The organism is Luteococcus sp., assembly GCF_043424415.1.
Taxonomy (GTDB): domain Bacteria; phylum Actinomycetota; class Actinomycetes; order Propionibacteriales; family Propionibacteriaceae; genus Luteococcus.
Genome location: NZ_JBHWOO010000104.1, coordinates 1 through 15,866, shown reverse-complemented (window position 1 = coordinate 15,866; position 15,866 = coordinate 1). Strand labels below are relative to the sequence as shown.

At 69.9% G+C, this 15,866-nt stretch carries 14 protein-coding genes; 5 read left to right on the top strand and 9 right to left on the bottom strand.

What is annotated here, in order from left to right; all coding sequences use genetic code 11:
• The coding region (locus ACHFFZ_RS06455) for a hypothetical protein (RefSeq protein WP_394275836.1) at nt 1-333 on the bottom strand (333 nt) is incomplete at its 3' end.
• A 93-nt stretch (nt 334-426) separates the two neighbouring features.
• On the opposite strand from ACHFFZ_RS06455, the gene metG reads away from it, so the two are divergent.
• Nucleotides 427-2,232: a methionine--tRNA ligase gene (gene metG / locus ACHFFZ_RS06450; RefSeq protein ID WP_394275835.1), complete on the top strand. Its 1,806-nt coding sequence runs from the start codon at nt 427-429 to the stop codon at nt 2,230-2,232.
• On the opposite strand, the gene ACHFFZ_RS06445 is transcribed toward metG, so the two are convergent.
• Nucleotides 2,222-3,136, bottom strand: coding sequence for a CPBP family intramembrane glutamic endopeptidase (locus ACHFFZ_RS06445; protein WP_394275834.1), 915 nt, complete (start codon nt 3,134-3,136; stop codon nt 2,222-2,224). The two genes, metG and ACHFFZ_RS06445, sit on opposite strands and share 11 nt — an antisense overlap.
• Nucleotides 3,137-3,195: 59 nt before the next feature.
• On the opposite strand from ACHFFZ_RS06445, the gene ACHFFZ_RS06440 reads away from it, so the two are divergent.
• Nucleotides 3,196-4,065: a Sir2 family NAD-dependent protein deacetylase gene (locus tag ACHFFZ_RS06440; RefSeq protein WP_394275837.1), complete on the top strand. Its 870-nt coding sequence runs from the start codon at nt 3,196-3,198 to the stop codon at nt 4,063-4,065.
• Here the strand turns inward: ACHFFZ_RS06440 and ACHFFZ_RS06435 are convergent.
• From ACHFFZ_RS06435 to ACHFFZ_RS06420, 4 genes are all read right to left on the bottom strand, one after another.
• Complete coding sequence (locus ACHFFZ_RS06435; protein ID WP_394275833.1) at nt 4,046-4,672, bottom strand: uridine kinase; 627 nt, start codon at nt 4,670-4,672, stop codon at nt 4,046-4,048. The two genes, ACHFFZ_RS06440 and ACHFFZ_RS06435, sit on opposite strands and share 20 nt — an antisense overlap.
• A 19-nt stretch (nt 4,673-4,691) precedes the next feature.
• Nucleotides 4,692-6,542 carry a DUF2207 domain-containing protein gene (locus tag ACHFFZ_RS06430; protein ID WP_394275832.1) on the bottom strand — a complete coding sequence of 617 codons (1,851 nt, stop codon included), beginning with the start codon at nt 6,540-6,542 and terminating at the stop codon, nt 4,692-4,694.
• Between the two features lie 73 nt (nt 6,543-6,615).
• The gene (locus tag ACHFFZ_RS06425; protein ID WP_394275831.1) at nt 6,616-8,271 is read right to left on the bottom strand and encodes a phospho-sugar mutase; all 1,656 of its coding nucleotides are present in this window, start codon (nt 8,269-8,271) and stop codon (nt 6,616-6,618) included.
• A gap of 2 nt (nt 8,272-8,273) precedes the next feature.
• Nucleotides 8,274-9,098 carry a purine-nucleoside phosphorylase gene (locus tag ACHFFZ_RS06420; protein WP_394275830.1) on the bottom strand — a complete coding sequence of 275 codons (825 nt, stop codon included), beginning with the start codon at nt 9,096-9,098 and terminating at the stop codon, nt 8,274-8,276.
• Nucleotides 9,099-9,170: 72 nt separating this feature from the next.
• On the opposite strand from ACHFFZ_RS06420, the gene ACHFFZ_RS06415 reads away from it, so the two are divergent.
• Complete coding sequence (locus ACHFFZ_RS06415; RefSeq protein WP_394275829.1) at nt 9,171-10,604, top strand: NAD(P)H-quinone dehydrogenase; 1,434 nt, start codon at nt 9,171-9,173, stop codon at nt 10,602-10,604.
• A gap of 85 nt (nt 10,605-10,689) precedes the next feature.
• Nucleotides 10,690-11,790 (top strand): hypothetical protein, encoded by a 1,101-nt coding sequence (locus ACHFFZ_RS06410; RefSeq protein WP_394275828.1) that lies wholly within the window; start codon nt 10,690-10,692, stop codon nt 11,788-11,790.
• Between the two features lies 1 nt (nt 11,791).
• Here ACHFFZ_RS06410 and ACHFFZ_RS06405 read toward each other — a convergent pair whose 3' ends face one another.
• The 3 genes from ACHFFZ_RS06405 to ACHFFZ_RS06395 form a co-directional block, all read right to left on the bottom strand.
• The gene (locus ACHFFZ_RS06405; protein ID WP_394275827.1) at nt 11,792-12,652 is read right to left on the bottom strand and encodes an alpha/beta hydrolase; all 861 of its coding nucleotides are present in this window, start codon (nt 12,650-12,652) and stop codon (nt 11,792-11,794) included.
• Between the two features lie 36 nt (nt 12,653-12,688).
• Nucleotides 12,689-13,528 carry a hypothetical protein gene (locus ACHFFZ_RS06400; RefSeq protein WP_394275826.1) on the bottom strand — a complete coding sequence of 280 codons (840 nt, stop codon included), beginning with the start codon at nt 13,526-13,528 and terminating at the stop codon, nt 12,689-12,691.
• Between the two features lie 99 nt (nt 13,529-13,627).
• The gene (locus ACHFFZ_RS06395; protein ID WP_394275825.1) at nt 13,628-15,403 is read right to left on the bottom strand and encodes an acetyl/propionyl/methylcrotonyl-CoA carboxylase subunit alpha; all 1,776 of its coding nucleotides are present in this window, start codon (nt 15,401-15,403) and stop codon (nt 13,628-13,630) included.
• Nucleotides 15,404-15,590: 187 nt separating this feature from the next.
• On the opposite strand from ACHFFZ_RS06395, the gene ACHFFZ_RS06390 reads away from it, so the two are divergent.
• A partial coding sequence (locus ACHFFZ_RS06390) for an NUDIX domain-containing protein (RefSeq protein ID WP_394275824.1) occupies nt 15,591-15,866 on the top strand: 276 nt, incomplete at its 3' end.

The window sequence follows — 15,866 nt, the reverse complement described above, 5'->3', positions numbered from 1 at the left end:
TCCTAGCGCCAGGGCCAGCGCGGCCGCGACCCAGGCCGGCCAGCGGCGCTGCGGGGGCAGGGAGCGGGTGGCGGGCTGCGGGGGAGCCAGGCCCGGCTCGGGCAGGTCGGGGTCCTCGACCGGCTCCACCTGCTGTCCCGTGCGTGACCAGTCGGTGCTGGTCCACGGCTGCCAATACTGCGGCGGCGGGGGCGTGGGGTAGCCGTAGCCGTCGCGGTAGAACTGGAATCCCGGTGGGGCCGGCGGCCACGACGGGTCGGGTCGCCAGTCGGGCGTCGGCAGGTATCCCTCGGGCGGGTCGGGCCATCCGGGCGGGGTGTGGAAGGTGATCACCAGTGGGGCTCCTCGTCAGACGCCGCCACGATACCCGCCGCCACCGCGGCTGGCCGTTCTGGCCGGTGGTGGCGCAGCGATAGGCTGTGCCCCATGTGCGCTCATGTTCTCGCTGCCGTCGCGTGGCCCTATGCCAATGGTCCCCGTCACATCGGACACGTCTCCGGTTTCGGTGTCCCCTCCGACGTCTTCGCGCGGTACATGCGCATGAGCGGGCACGACGTGCTGATGGTCTCGGGCACCGACGAGCACGGCACCGCCATCCAGGTGAAGGCCGACAAGGAGGGCCTGACCGCGGAACAGACCGCCGACAAGTACCATCGCATCATCGCCACCGACCTGCAGGGCCTGGGCCTGAGCTACGACCTCTACACCCGCACCACCACCGACAACCACCGCCAGGTGGTGCAGGAGATGTTCACCGTCCTGCACGACAACGGCTACGTGGTCAGCAAGACCGAGATGGGTGCCATCAGCCCGTCGACCGGCCGCACCCTGGCCGACCGCTACATCGAGGGTGAGTGCCCGCACTGTGGCTTCGGCGGCGCACGCGGCGACCAGTGCGACAACTGCGGCCGCCAGCTGGAGCCGACCGAGCTGATCAACCCGCACAGCAACATCGACGGCGAGGTGCCGAAGTTCGTCGAGACCGAGCACTTCTTCCTCGACCTGCCCGCCTTCGCCGAGGCGCTGGGCGCCTGGCTGGAGACTCGCCAGGACTGGCGCCCCAATGTGCTGCGCTTCAGCTCCAACTTCGCGAAGGAACTGCAGCCGCGCGCCATCACCCGCGACCTCGACTGGGGCATCAGGATCCCGCTGGAGGGCTGGGAGGACAACGACCTCAAGCGCATCTACGTCTGGTTCGACGCCGTCATCGGCTACCTGAGCGCCTCCATCGAATGGGCCAGGCGCAGCGGCGACCCCGAGGCGTGGAAGACCTTCTGGACCGGCGGGCAGGCCAAGGGCTACTACTTCATGGGCAAGGACAACATCGTCTTCCACTCCGTGATCTGGCCCTCCATCCTGCTGGGCGTCAACGGCGAGGGCGACAAGGGCGGCCGCACCTCGCAGTGGTTCGGCAAGCTCGACCTGCCCACCGAGGTGGTCAGCTCCGAATTCCTCACCATGGGCGGCTCCAAGGTGGCCAGCTCGCGCGGCGCGTCGATCTTCGTCGGTGACTTCCTGCGCGAGTTCGGCCCCGACGCCCTGCGCTACTTCATCGCCGTGGCCGGTCCCGAGAACCAGGACACCGACTTCACCTGGGACGAGTTCGTGCGCCGCACCAACTTCGAGCTGGCCAATGAGTGGGGCAACCTGGTCAACCGCTCCATCTCGATGGCGCACAAGAATGTCGGTGCGATCCCGACCGCCGCAGGGTTCACCGCCGAGGACCAGGCACTGCTGGACGCCGCCGCGAAGGGCTTCGAGACCGTCGGCGAGCTGCTGGGCCTGTGCAAGTTCAAGGCCGCCATCACCGAGGCGATGCGCATCGTCAGCCTCGCCAACAAGTACCTCTCGGACCAGGAGCCGTGGAAGCTCAAGAGCGACCCGGAGCGCCGCGACACCGTGCTGCACGTCGCGCTGCAGGCGGTCAGCGACTGCAACACGCTGCTGACCCCCTTCATGCCGCACGCGGCACAGAAGGTCCACGAGGCGATGGGCAACACCGGCGTGTGGGCCGCACAGCCCGAACTGGTCGAGGTGACCGAGAAGAACGAGGACGGTCGCGAGAAGAGCTACCCGGTGCTGCAGGGCGACTACGCCAACGAGGCCGCCACCTGGGCGCGACGCGAGATCGTTCCCGGCACCCCCTTGGCCAAGCCCAGCCCGATCTTCGCCAAGCTCGACGAGAAGCTGGGCGAGACCGGCCCCGAGTGGGCTCCGATCGTCAAGGCCTGACCGACTGCTCCTGCCAGCTGCGCTCCAGCGCGCGTCGACGCCACCACGGCAACACGACGCGTCCGCTGGGGCGCAGCTGCGTCACCAGCCAGGCGGAGAAGGCGCACCACAGCAGGACCGAGACCAGCGAGGCCTCCAGGCCGAAGGTTCCGCCCGAGAGCAGCTCCGGCCCCACCGGGTAGGAGACGACCAGGCCTTCGCCATTGGCCGTGGCCCCCGAGACCGCCGAGCCGAGCACCGGGCCCTGCACCACATTCCAGGCGGCGTGGACGCCGATCACCACCCACAGGCTGCGGGTCAGCGCGTAGAGCAGCGCGAACATCACGCCGGCCTCCAGGGCGATCGCCACCGCCCCCCACCAGGTACCGGCCGGATTGCCCAGGTGGACCAGACCGAAGAGCAGCCCCGACAGGCCCGCCGCCCCCCAGGTACCCAGGCCCCTCTCCACCAGCCTGAAGAGGATCCCTCGAAAGACCAGCTCCTCGGCCACCCCGGCGGTGAGGCCCATCATCAGGACCGGCTGCACCAGCGGCGCCCGCGGATTGGTGCCGGTGACCTCACGCAGCCCCAGCGCCCAGCACAGGCCGAAGACCAGCGCCATGCCGAAGGCTCCCAGGGTCAGGCCGTACAGCAGGCCACCGGCCCGACGAGGGTCCAGTTCGACGGGTGGGCGACGCCCCTCCAGCCCCATCGTGACCAGCAGGTAGGCGAGCACCACCGAGACCAGCTCCACCGCCATCAGCCACGGCCCACCCAGACCCAGCGAAGCCAGCGCCAGGCCAACCGTCACCGCACCTGCCGCCAGCAGCACCAGGAAGCAGACCAGCCGCGTCAACGGGTGGCGCCACCAGCCGGCCGGCAGTGGGGTGTCGGGGGTGTGGGGCAGGGGGGAGGCGATCAGCATGCCCCGGATTCTTGCACTCATGGCAGTTCGGTGCGGCCGCATAGAGTGGCGGGGTGCAGATGAAGATCCGGCAGGCCACGAGGGCGTGGGAACCGACCGAAGTGTTGCGGGGGAGCACCGCCGACGCCCGCGAACTGCTGGAGGAGCTGGATCGGGTGGTGGTGCTCACCGGCGCCGGGATCTCCACCGACTCCGGCGTGCCCGACTACCGCGGGCCACGGGCCCAACGCGCCACCCCGATGCTGTATGCCGAGTTCGTCGGTGACCTGGCCAACCGCCGCCGCTACTGGGCCCGCAACTACCAGGGCTGGGCCCACCTGGGCCATGCCGAGCCCAATGCCGGGCACCGGGCGCTGGCCCGCTGGGGGGCCGGTCAGGGGCCGTGCGAAATGGTCGGGCTGGTGACGCAGAATGTCGACGGGCTGCACGAGGCCGCCGGTCAGGACCCACTGGTCACCCTGCACGGACGCTCCGCCGAGGTGGTCTGCCTCGACTGCGGCGACGTGAGCTCCCGCGAGGCGCTGCAACCCCGCTTGGCCGAGCTGAACCCGCAGGTGGAGCCGCGTCAGGACATGGGCCATGCCGAGCTGCGCCCTGATGCCGACGCGGTGGTTGACGAGTGGGAGGACTTCGTCGTGCCGCCCTGCCTGGTCTGTGGGGGTGTGCTGAAGCCGCACGTGGTCTTCTTCGGCGAGCCGGTGCCCACGCAGCGCGTCGCACAGGCCTTCGCGTGGTGCGACCGCGCCGATGCCCTGCTGGTGGCCGGCAGCTCCCTGACCGTGATGAGCGGATTGCGCTTCGCCCGTCACATGGCAAAGGCCGGCAAGCCGGTGCTGGTGGTCAACCATGGCGCCACCCGCGCCGACGAGCTCGCCACGGTGCGGCTCGACGGCAACACCTCGACGGTGCTCAGCGCCCTGGTCGGCTGACGTGGTCCTCGCCCTGCAGCTGCTGGACGCCCTGCAGCTGCTGGACCAGGGCAATGGCCTGGCGCATCCCGATCGGCCGGAAGCCCAGCTCGACGGCCCGGCGGCGCTTGTCGGGCTCCTCGCGCCACAGTCGGCGGCCGCGTTCCAGCAGCACCCGCGGCGGCTTGCGCTTGCTGGCCAGGTCGCGTCGCAGCCGGCGCGAGAAGTTGGCATGGCGCGAGCGGTCGAGCCACAGCGCGGTCACCGCGATGTCGCGCTCCCGGCAGGCGGCCAGCAGGTCGGGGGCGAAGATGCCCTCGGCGATCAGGACCCGTCGGGTGCCCAGTTCGACGCGGTGGCTGCCCTGGGCGCGGCTCAACGAGATGGAGTAGTCGGGGGCGGTGCAGCCGCCGGTGCGCAGCACCTCGTCGAGGGCGTCGAGGGCGGCCTCGACGTTCCACGAGTCGACGTGGTCCCAGTCGACGAGCCCGTCGGGGCGTCGGGGCAGGCCCGGGGCGTCGTGGTCGAGGTAGAAGTCGTCCAGCCGCAGCTGGGCGGCACCGCTGGTCCTGACCAGGCGCGACTTGCCGCTGCCCGAAGGGCCGGCCAGCAGGATGACGGTACGCACGAGGGGTCAGTCTACTGACTCACCAGCCGCCGCCTCCGCCACCACCGAAGCCGCCGCCCCCGGCGCTGAAGCCGGATCCGCCGCCCGAGCCCTTCATCGAGTCGGCCTGGGCGGCCTGCATGGAGGAGTTCATCGAGCTGGTCAGCGTCTCGCCGATGGAGTTCATGGAGCCGTAGAAGTAGCCGTGGGCGAAGGCCATGTCATTGCCGACGTACCAGGTGGGGTTCAGGTCATAGCGGCCCTCGGCGGCCAGCTGTTCGAAGAGCCTCGTCCACCGGTCGGCGACGCCGAGCATCACGGCCCAGGGCAGGTAGCGGCTGAAGATGTCCTCGCCCTCCTCGAAGCGCAACTGGTCGGCCTCGGCGGTGCGCAGGTAGAGCTCGAAACCCTTGGCCTGGGCCAGCACTGCCGAGCCTTCGGGGGTGCGGGCCGGGGCGAAGCTGGCGCAGCCCATGATCGCCAGGCCGACCAGGGCGAGGGCGATACCGGGCAGCGACATCCGGGCCAGCAGGCCACCCAGGGCGAGCGCAATCCCGATGCCGGCCACCAGCACGCCCACCATGACCCAGGTGCTGCGGATCTTGTCAGGGTTCTGGCGGAACCAGCGCCGCTCGCCGGTGACCTGTTCGTAGAGTTTCTCCTGCGCGGTGGGCACCAGCTTGGCGTAGCGCTCCTTGCGCAGGTCCTTGGTGGTCACCGAGGAAGCCTTGTGGAAGAGGTCGGCCATCAGGCGCTCCTCCGGGAGGCTGAGGGGTGCGTCGTGGTCGAGGCGCACGAAGCGCCAGTGCTTGGTGCCCTGCTGCTCGATGCGGATGTGGCCGCGCACGGCCAGGTCGAGGATCATGGCGACGACGTCCTTCACGTCGGCCTTCTCGTCGATCAGGGTGCCGACCTCGCCCGGGCCGGTGCCGCTGGGCGGGGTGAACTGCACGGCCACCGGCGCCTTGCGACGGGCAGTGCGGACGGCGGGACTGTCGCCGCCAGTCGGGGTCAGGCCGGGGGTGATGCCCACATAGGCCTCGTCGCGCCCATGGCGCCGCACCTGGCGCAGCACCAGCGCTCCGCCGACCAGGGCCAGGGTGGCGGCGGCGATGCCATTGGCGCCGTCCCGGCTGGTGGGCGACAGCGATCCGAGCGGGTTCACGCGGGGTGCCAGGCGCGGCTCGGCGCCGGTGAAGGTGCCGGCGGGCAGGCCGGCGACGACGCGCAGCGGGGTCTCGGCCTCGAGCTGGTCCTGTTCGAAGGTGACGGTGCGCCCCTGCTGTCCGGTGGCGGTGCAGGGGTCCGACTCGTCGACGAAGCAGGCGATGCGCTCGGTGCCACCGGGCAGGTTCAGCGTGGTCCTGATCCCTGACAGCGGGACCTGCCATGCGCTGCCAACCACATTCCAGTTCACCTCGTCCAGGCCGCTGGTGGCATTGCGGGGGTCCACGATGCCGTGCAACGTGTAGTCGACCACATAGGTCTGCAGCCCGCTCACCTCGCGGTCGGGGTCGCCGATGCGTAGCAGCATCGCCCCGTCCTCGGTCTCGGTCTCGAAGGGGGTGGGGGCGCCGGTGGGGCTGCTCACCTCGATCTTGCTGATGTCGATGGAGCGCCAGTGGTCGGGGTCGTCCTTGATGGCCTGGCGGGTGACGAAGGTGATGAAGGGTCCGTGGCCCGCCTCGCCGGCGAAGTCGAAGTCGATGGTGGTGCGCACCTTCGCCTCCCCATTGCCGGCGATGTGGGCGGTGGTCTCGTAGCGGGTGATGTGCCAGTCGGAGGGGACATCGTCGGAGGCCCGTGCGGGGGCGGCCGCGAACCCGACCATGCCCAGCACCAGGGCCAGGCAGGCCAGCAGGGACAACAGACGGCGGCGCAAGATCTCCATGCCCCCACTCTAGGAGGGGGACCCGCCGGGGCGGATCCCCCGTGCGACGGACTTGTGGTGCCGATCGTCGGGGTCAGACCCCCAGGGCGCGAGCCATCTCGTCACGGACCTGGGTGAGCATGCCGGCGGCCTGCTCCCGGGCCGACTTCAGGTCGGCGCCCGAGCTGGCGGCGTCGACGCGCACCTCCAGGTAGCACTTGAGCTTGGGCTCGGTTCCCGACGGGCGGGCCACGACGTGCACGCGTTCCCCGGCGAGCTCCACCGCATCGGTGCCGGGCAGTTCGTCGCTGCCCTGGGTGAGGTCGCGCACCTCGACCGGCGCGCCCAGCAGGGTCGCTGGCGGGTTGGAGCGAAGGCGCGCCATGGCGTCGCGGATCAGCTGCAGGTCGTCGACGCGCACCGAGAGCTGGCTGGTGGTGTGCACGCCGTGGGTACGGGCGATCTCGTCGAGGCGGTCGCCGATGGTGCGGCCCTCGGCCTTGAGCGCGGCGGCCAGGCGCAGGATGGCAAGGCAGGCGGTGATGCCGTCCTTGTCGGGGACGTGGGCGGAGTCGCAGCAGTAGCCGATGGCCTCCTCGTAGCCGAAGGCGAGGTCGGGCACTCGGCCGATCCACTTGAAACCGGTCAATGTGGTCACGTGCTCACGGCCGGCGGCCCGGGCCATGGTGCCCAGCAGCGTGGAGGAGACCACCGAGTTGGCGAAGCGGCCCGGCACCTGGCGACGGATCGCGTCGTCGCCCAGCAGGCTGCCCAGTTCGTCGCCGGTCAGCATCCGCCAGCCGACGCCGGGGAAGGGGGCGGCGATGGCGCACCGGTCCGCGTCGGGGTCATTGGCGACGACCAGGTCCACCTCGGTCTGCTCGGCCAGCTCCAGGGCCAGGTCAATGGCGCCGGGCTCCTCCGGGTTGGGGAAGGCGACGGTGGGGAAGGTGGGGTCGGGGTCGTGTTGCTGCCCGACGGGGATGGCGGCGGGGAAGCCGGCGGCCTCGACGGCCTGCTCGACGACCCGGGCTCCGACGCCGTGCATGGCGGTGTAGACCCAGGCAATGTCGCGCGGGGCCTCGGCGGGGACCAGGGCGGCGGCGACGCGGCAGTAGTCGTCGACGAGTTCTTGGCCGACCATGCGGTACCTGGTGCCGCGGGGCAGCTGGTCGACGGGACCCGCGGCGGCCTCGGCGATCAGGGCGGCGATCTCGGCATCGGCGGGCGGGATGATCTGGGAACCGTCGCCCAGGTAGACCTTGTAGCCGTTGTCGGCGGGCGGGTTGTGACTGGCGGTGACGACGATGCCGGCCACACAGCCCAAGTGCTTGATGCCGAAGGCCACCACCGGGGTGGGCACGTTCTGGTCGCACAGCAGCGGCTCGAAGCCGGCACCGGCCAGCACCTCGGCGGTGTCTCGGGCGAAGACGTCGGAATTGGTGCGGGCGTCGTAGCCCACCAGCACTGTGCCCACCTGGCCCTGCTGGCGCAGCCAGGCGGCGAAGCCGGCGGCGGCCTGGCTGACCACCACGCGGTTCATCCGTCCGGGTCCGGGTCCCAGGGCGGCGCGCAGGCCGGCGGTGCCGAAGGTGAGGGGGCCGGCGAAGGCGTCGCTGATCTCGTCGGTGGCGGCCCGGTCCCCGGCGTCGCTGGCGGCCAGCAGTGCAGTCAGGCGCTGTTGGGTCTCGGGGTCGATGTCCTGCGCGATCCAGGCGAGCACCTGGGCGCGGGTGGTCTGGTCGATCATGGTCACAGTCTTTCCAGCAGGGAGTTCAGCAGGGCCGCGAGCCGGGGTCCGGCCTGCTTGCCGGCCTCGATCACCTCGGAGTGGTCCAGCTGCTCACCGGTGATGCCGGCGGCCGCATTGGTGACCAGCGAGATACCCAGTACCTCGAGTCCGGCCTCGCGGGCCGCGATCGTCTCCAGCGTGGTGGACATGCCGACCAGACTCCCGCCCAGCGTCGCGGCCATGCGCACCTCGGCGGGCGTCTCGTACTGGGGGCCGGCGAATTGCACGTAGACGCCCTCGTCGAGCGACGGCTCCACCTCGCGGGCCAGCGCGCGCAGCCTGGGCGAATAGGCGTCGGTCATGTCGATGAAGGTGGCGCCGCGCAGGGGAGTGGCTCCGGTCAGGTTGATGTGGTCGCCGATCAGCACCGGCGTGCCGGGGGCCCAGGCCGGGTCGAGGCCTCCACAGCCATTCGTCAGGACCAGGGTCGAGGCACCGAGCGCGGCGGCGGTGCGAACCCCGTGCACGACGGGCTCGACGCCACGGCCTTCGTAGAAGTGGGTGCGCCCGGTCACCACCATCGCCACCCGCCCGGTGCTGGTGCGGGCCAGGCGCAGCGAGCCGCCATGGCCGGCGACGACCGGCTTGCTGAAGCCTGGAACGCAATCCAGGGCTACGGTGACCACCTCGTCACCGAGGCTGTCCACCCCCTGGTTCCAGCCCGAACCCAGCACCAGGGCGATGTCGATGCCCTCCAGGCCGGCGGGTGCGAGCAAGTGCTCGCGCACATACTGGGCCGCCTGCTGCGCGGCTGAGGTCGGGTCGCTGAAGTCGAGGTTGCTCACCGACACACAATAGGGCAGCTGGGTGGCGGCACGTGACTTCGGCAACGGCGACAAGTCTGGAACAATGGCCGCGTGACCAGAGTCGTGATCATTGGCGGAGGCCCCGGAGGATACGAAGCTGCCCTGGTGGGAGCACAGCTCGGAGCGGAGGTGACTCTCGTCGAGCGCACAGGCCTCGGTGGAGCAGCGGTGCTCACCGACTGCGTGCCCTCGAAGACGCTCATCGCCACCTCCGAGGTGATGACCATGATCGAGCGTGCCGGCGAGTTGGGGCTCAAGATCTCCAGCTCGGGCGAGGATGACTCGATTGCCTCCTCGGTGGAGGTGGACCTGGCGCAGGTGAACAAGCGGGTGCTCGACCTGGCCCAGGCCCAGTCGGAGTCGATCTCCACCAAGCTGGAGCAGTCCGGTGTGACGGTGCTCAAGGGCAGCGCACGCCTGGACGGGCCGCAGGCGGTCATCGCCAGTCTCGACGGCACGGAGAAGCGCCTGGAGGCCGACATCATCCTGCTCGCCACGGGCACCACGCCGCGCGAGCTGGACACCGCGCCCTGTGACGGCGAGCGCATCCTGAACTGGAAGCAGGTCTACAACCTCACAGAGCTGCCCGAGCGGCTGATCGTGGTCGGCTCGGGCGTCACCGGTGCCGAGTTCGCCAATGCCTATGACGCGCTGGGCGTCGACGTGGTGCTGGTCAGCTCCCGCAACCAGGTACTGCCCGGCGAGGACCAGGACGCCGCGGCCGTGCTGCAGGACGTCTTCGAGCGTCGTGGCATGGAGATTTTGAGCGAGTGCCGTGCGGTGGCAGCCGCCCGCGAGGGCGACGAGGTCGTCGTCACGCTGGAGGACGGGCGCGAGGTGCGCGGATCCCACTGCCTGATGGCCGTCGGCTCCACCCCCAACACCGCGGACCTGGGCCTGGAGGAGGCCGGGATCGCCCTGAACGAGCGCGGCCAGATCGTGGTCGACAAGGTCTCGCGCACATCGCAGCGCACCGTCTACGCTGCAGGCGACGTGACCGGCGTCTTCGCCCTGGCGTCGGTGGCCGCCATGCAGGGCCGCATCGCAATGTGGCACGCCTTGGGCGATGCCGTCTCGCCGCTGGACCTGAAGTCGGTGAGCTCCAATGTCTTCACCGCCCCCGAGATCGCCACCGTTGGCGTCACCCAGGCGCAGGTGGACGCCTCGGAGCAGAAGGTGGCCCAGATCATGCTTCCGCTGGCCGGCAATGCGCGGGCCAAGATGCAGAACGTCTCCGACGGTTTCGTGAAACTCTTCTGCCTGCCCATCACCGGCATCATCGTCGGTGGCGTGGTGGTGGCCCCGTCGGCCTCGGAGCTGATCCACTCCATCTCGCTGGCGGTCGCGGAGAAGATCACCGTCGACCAGTTCAGCCACGACTTCACCGTCTACCCGTCGATGTCGGGCTCGATTGCCGAGGCGGCACGCCAGCTGCACCTGCACTCGCATCCCGAGGAGGAGAAGGCCTCCAAGACGCAGGCCTGACGCGGGTGTGCAAGAGCCCCGGGCGCATGCAGATGCAGAGGCGGGTCCGGGGCGTTCGTATTGGAGGCTAGCAGGCGGGTGGCCAGTGGAACAAGAGCCGGTTCGCGCGATGTTGTCGGCCCTGCCGCGGGCACGGCTGTCGTCCTTCTTCGAGGAGGCACAGGGCGATCCCGACCTGACCCTTTCCCTCTACCAGTGGCACTCGGAGATGGCAGCGGCTGCCTTCGAGTTGGTCGGCCATCTGGACGTCCTTCTGCGGGAAGCGCTTGACCGTGTCCTGCGTGAACACACGAGGGAGGCCGAGCGTGGGATTCCCTGGTTCCTGTGCGACCCCTACCGGCATGTGGGGTCAGACGCTGTCGAGGTCGTGAGGGAGCGGCTGCGGCCTCAGGGCAGGGAGACGCGGGACCAGATCGTGGCCGGGCTGTCCTTCGGGTACTGGACTGGCTGGCTTTCGGTTCGCCATGAGGAACTTTGGCGCAGTGTCTTGCGCCATGCCTTCCCGAACGGGAATGGCACGCGCAAGCAGGCGGCCTTGTTGGCGGACCAGATCCGTCGCTTCCGAAACCGTCTGGCCCATCATGATTCGTTGTTGCGTGTCGACGTGCTCCTCGAAGTGGGCAAGGTACTCCAGCTGGCGGAGTTGATCGACCGCGGTGCTGCTGAATGGATCAAGACGGTCAACAGGACTCGCGAGGTTCATCAGCGGCGGCCTGTGCTGGCCAATGACACCGTGGTGATCCCTTCGGGGGATGCCTGGCCGTTCTACCAGAAAGCAGGCGCCTACATTTGCCAGACGGGTAGAACCTTCCGCCCAGTCGAGCATCTGGCCTTCTACGATTCCAAGCAGATCCATCCCGAGGTGCCGCAAATCCTCCAGCGGCTTGATCCAGTGATCTGGAATGAGGAGCGCGCTTCGCAGCTGTTGTCCAGCGCGGACCGAGATGAACGAAGGTTGGGAAAGGTGATGAATGAGGGCCTCGCGGCGGGATGGACCGCGGGCGTCTACCAAGTCTTCCTCTTGACCTCTCCGCAGGACCCTCGCACGCGACGGCTCGACCAGCCGGTTGTGCACGAGGCCACGGGAAAGGGTTCGGCGTACGTGAGGAGACAGCGTTACACGAGCCTGCATGAGCTCGTGGCGGCACTCACCACAGCAGACATGTTGGGAGCCAGCAAGGAATGACTCAGCGCCCCAGGAATCCCGCCACCCGGTCGATGTAGCCGGGCCGGTCGGCGAAGTAGGCGCCGCAGTGGTCGACACCCTCCACGATGCGTAGTTCGCAGCCGGGCCCGGCGGCCGCGGCGAGCCGGCGCGAGTGCTCGACGGGGATCACCGAGTCCTCGGTGCCGTGCAGGATGAGCAGGGGCCGGGGTGCGATCCGAGCGACGACGTCGAGGGGCTGCACGTCACCGAAGCGGTAGCCGTAGCGCCAGCCGGTGATGCGGTCCACCAGGCCCACCAGCGGTACCGGCGGAAGGTGCATCCCGCGGGCGGCGGCCTCGATCACGCCGTGCATGTCGGCGAAGGGGGAGTCGGCGACCACCTGGGCGACCCGCGGCTCGTCGGCGGCCACCAGGATCGAGGTGGCGGCGCCCATCGAGAAGCCGACCAGGTCGATCGGCAGGCCCGGCCGCAGCCCGCTGACCAGGTCGATGGCGGCCCGCAGGTCCTGCTGCTCGTAGTGGGCCAGCGACTGCGGTCCGTCGGCCGAATCGCCATTGCCGCGAAAGTCGTAGAGCAGGACGGCCCAGCCCTCGCGCCACAGTCCCGGGCCGATGCCGAGCATGTCGGACTTGGAGCCTCGGTGGCCGTGGCTCACCACGGCGACGCGGGTCGCCTCGGGCCGGTCGAACCACCAGCCGGCCAGGCGGGTGCCGTCGGCGGCGGTGAAGGTGACGTCGGTGGCTTCGACCCCCACCTCGAAGGGACTCAGGGCGTAGTCGAGGCCGGGGCGCTGCGGGCCACTGATCTGGCGGGCGGCAGCGACAGCGCCCAGACCGATGCCGAGGGCGCCGGCGGTGAGGAGTCCGGGCAGGCGTGTCATGGGGTTGATCACTATCGGCGGATCAGTATCACTGGGTCAGTCGCCGAACATGTCGCCGAGACCACCGAACATGTCGCCGATGCCGCCGCCGATCTCCTCGAAGCCGTCGCCGATGCCGCCGAACATGTCGCCGACGCCCGCGCCGAGCTCACCCAGGCCGTCGCCCATGCCGTCCATCATGTAGGGCAGGCCGCTCATGCCGTGGAAGATCATCGAGCCGATGGCGATGTCGCGGATCAGGTTGGAGCCCTGCCAACCGGTGTAGTAGCCCTGCGCCCACGGGGCGTAGGCGGGTCCGCCCTGCCAGTAGGGGACGCGCTGGGCGCCCACCTGGACGGTGCGGATGTAGGGGTCGGCACCGGCGAGGACGCGCTCGGCGTCGGCGGCGCAGGCCGGGATGTCGCGCTCGGCACCGCCCGGCGGGGTCCAGCGGACGTTCTGCGTGGAGGGCCCGTGGGCAGGGTTGAAGAAGCACGGCGGACGCTTCTGGGGCAGCGGGTCCCCGGCGACGCGGGCATTGACGCACGCGATCGCGTAGCGGCCGTCTTCCAGGATCTCGGTGACATGCTTGATCTCGTCGGGCCTCGTCACGGCATTGAGCGACGTCTTCGCGTCCTCGTAGGCGTCCAGCGCGCGCTCGTAGTCCTGGCGCATCGCGTGGTCCAGCGGGTGCCCGGCCACCTGCGAGTCGAGTCGCTGCAGCTCCTCGCCGAACTTGGTGACGTCCTCGTCGGCGGCCCGGCGCGAGGTGGTCAGTGCGGCCTCGAGCTCCGCGGTCTGCTGGGCCTCGATCGCCCGCTTGCGGCGACTGGACTGGACCAGCCCCCACACGGTGAAGGCCACCATGAGGAGGATGAGGATCTCGAAACCGTTCATGGATCCAGTCTGGTGCATGACACGAGGCGGGCCCAAGTCCTGAACCCGCCTCGTGGCATCTTCATGGCCGTTTCACAGCCTGCTGTCACCAGCAGGGCGTCACTCGGCGTCCTCGATCTCGCACAGCACGGAGCCGGCGGTGACGGTGGCGCCCGCCTCGGCCGCGACGGCCTTGATGACGCCGGAGCGGTGCGCGGTGACGGGATTCTCCATCTTCATGGCCTCCAGCACCACCACCAGGTCACCCTCGGAGACCGTCTGGCCCTCCTCGACGGCCACCTTCACCACGGTGCCCTGCATCGGGGCGGTCACCGAATTGCCGCTGGCCTCGCTGGCCTTGGCGCCGCCGCGGTCACGCTTGGTGGGACGCTTCATGCGCTTGCCTCCACCCTTGGCAGCGACGGCCAGGTCGCCGGGGAGCTTGACCTCCATGCGGCGGCCGTTGACCTCGACCACGACGGTGGTCGGCTCGGCGACGTCCTCGCGCTCACCCAGGGCACCGGTGTACGGGGCCACCTTGAGGTCGGCCTCGGTCTCGATCCAGTTGGTGTAGACGCCGAAGCCCTCGCCGTCGCCCTTGAAGGCCGGGTCGTCGAGGACGGCCTGGTGGAAGGGGATGACGGTGGGCATGCCCTCGAGCACGACCTCCTTGAGCGCGCGGCGCGAGCGGGCCAGCGCATTGTCACGGTCGGTGCCGGTGACGATCAGCTTGCCGACCAGCGAGTCGAAGGAGCCGGGCACGGTCATGCCGGCGTGGTAGCCCTCGTCGACGCGCACACCGGGGCCGGTGGGGGCGACCCACTTGACCAGGGTGCCGGGGGCAGGCATGAAGTTGCGGCCGGCATCCTCAGCGTTGATGCGGAACTCGATCGAGTGGCCGCGGATCTCGGGGTCGTCGAAGCCGAGCTCCTCGCCGTTGGCGATCCGGAACATCTGCTGCACCAGGTCGAGGCCGGTGACCTCCTCCGAGACGGGGTGCTCCACCTGCAGTCGGGTGTTCACCTCGAGGAAGCTGATCAGGCCGTCCTGGCCCACGAGGAACTCACAGGTGCCGGCGCCGACGTAGCCGGCCTCCTTGAGGATGGCCTTGGAGGAGGAGTACAGGCGCTCCACCTGCTCGTCGCTCAGGAAGGGGGCCGGGGCCTCCTCGACGAGCTTCTGGTGGCGGCGCTGCAGCGAGCAGTCACGGGTGGAGACCACCACGACATTGCCGTGCTGGTCGGCCAGGCACTGGGTCTCGACGTGGCGCGGCTTGTCGAGGTAGCGCTCGACGAAGCACTCGCCACGGCCGAAGGCGGTGACGGCCTCACGCGTGGCGGAGTCGAACTGCTCGGCCACCTCCTCCATGGTGCGGGCAACCTTGAGGCCGCGGCCACCGCCACCGAAGGCGGCCTTGATGGCGATCGGCAGGCCGTGCTCCTCGGCGAAGGCGATCACCTCGTCGGCGTCCTTGACCGGGTCGGGGGTGCCGGGCACCAGCGGAGCCCCCACCTTGAGGGCGATGTGGCGGGCCTGGACCTTGTCGCCGAGCGACTCGATGGCCTTCGGCGGCGGGCCGATCCAGATCAGGCCGGCGTCGATGACGGCCTGGGCGAAGTCGGCATTCTCGGCCAGGAAGCCGTAGCCCGGGTGGATCGCGTCAGCGCCACTGTTGGCAGCGATCGTGAGGATCTTGTTGATGTCGAGGTAGGTCTCGGCGGGCGTCGCACCGTTCAGGGCGAAGGCCTCGTCGGCGAGCGTGACGAAAAGGGCGTCCGCGTCGCTGTCCGCGTAGATGGCAACGCTGCCGATTCCGGCGTCGGCTGCCGCGCGGATCACTCGGACGGCGATCTCGCCGCGGTTCGCCACGAGCACCTTGGTGATCTGGTTTCCCACTGTTCCTCCTTGAACGGGCCACGGTCCTGGCCTTCCAGATCGGAGTCTAGGGCCTCAGGCCCTGCTTCGGCAGCCCGTGCGCCTGCCCAACCACGATGCGGAACGCGGATCGCGCCTCTCGTGCCGGGCCGCCCACACCCTCATGGATGCCCGGGTCCGCCGGTTGCTGCGCCACTAGGCTGGCACCATGCCAACCCCGGACTTCATCCTCGAACTTCGCAAGCACGTCGGACACAGCCTGCTGTGGCTGCCCGGCACCACGGCCGTCGTGCTGCGGCCCGGTCCGCGCGGCGAGCAGGTGCTGTGCGTGCAGCGTAGTGATGACGGCAGCTGGACCCCCATCTGCGGGATCGTGGAGCCGGGGGAGGACCCCCACCTGGCGGCCGTCCGCGAGGCCCAGGAGGAGGCCGGCGTCGAGATCGAGATCGAGCGGCTGGTGTGGATGAGCCCCACCGGACGCATG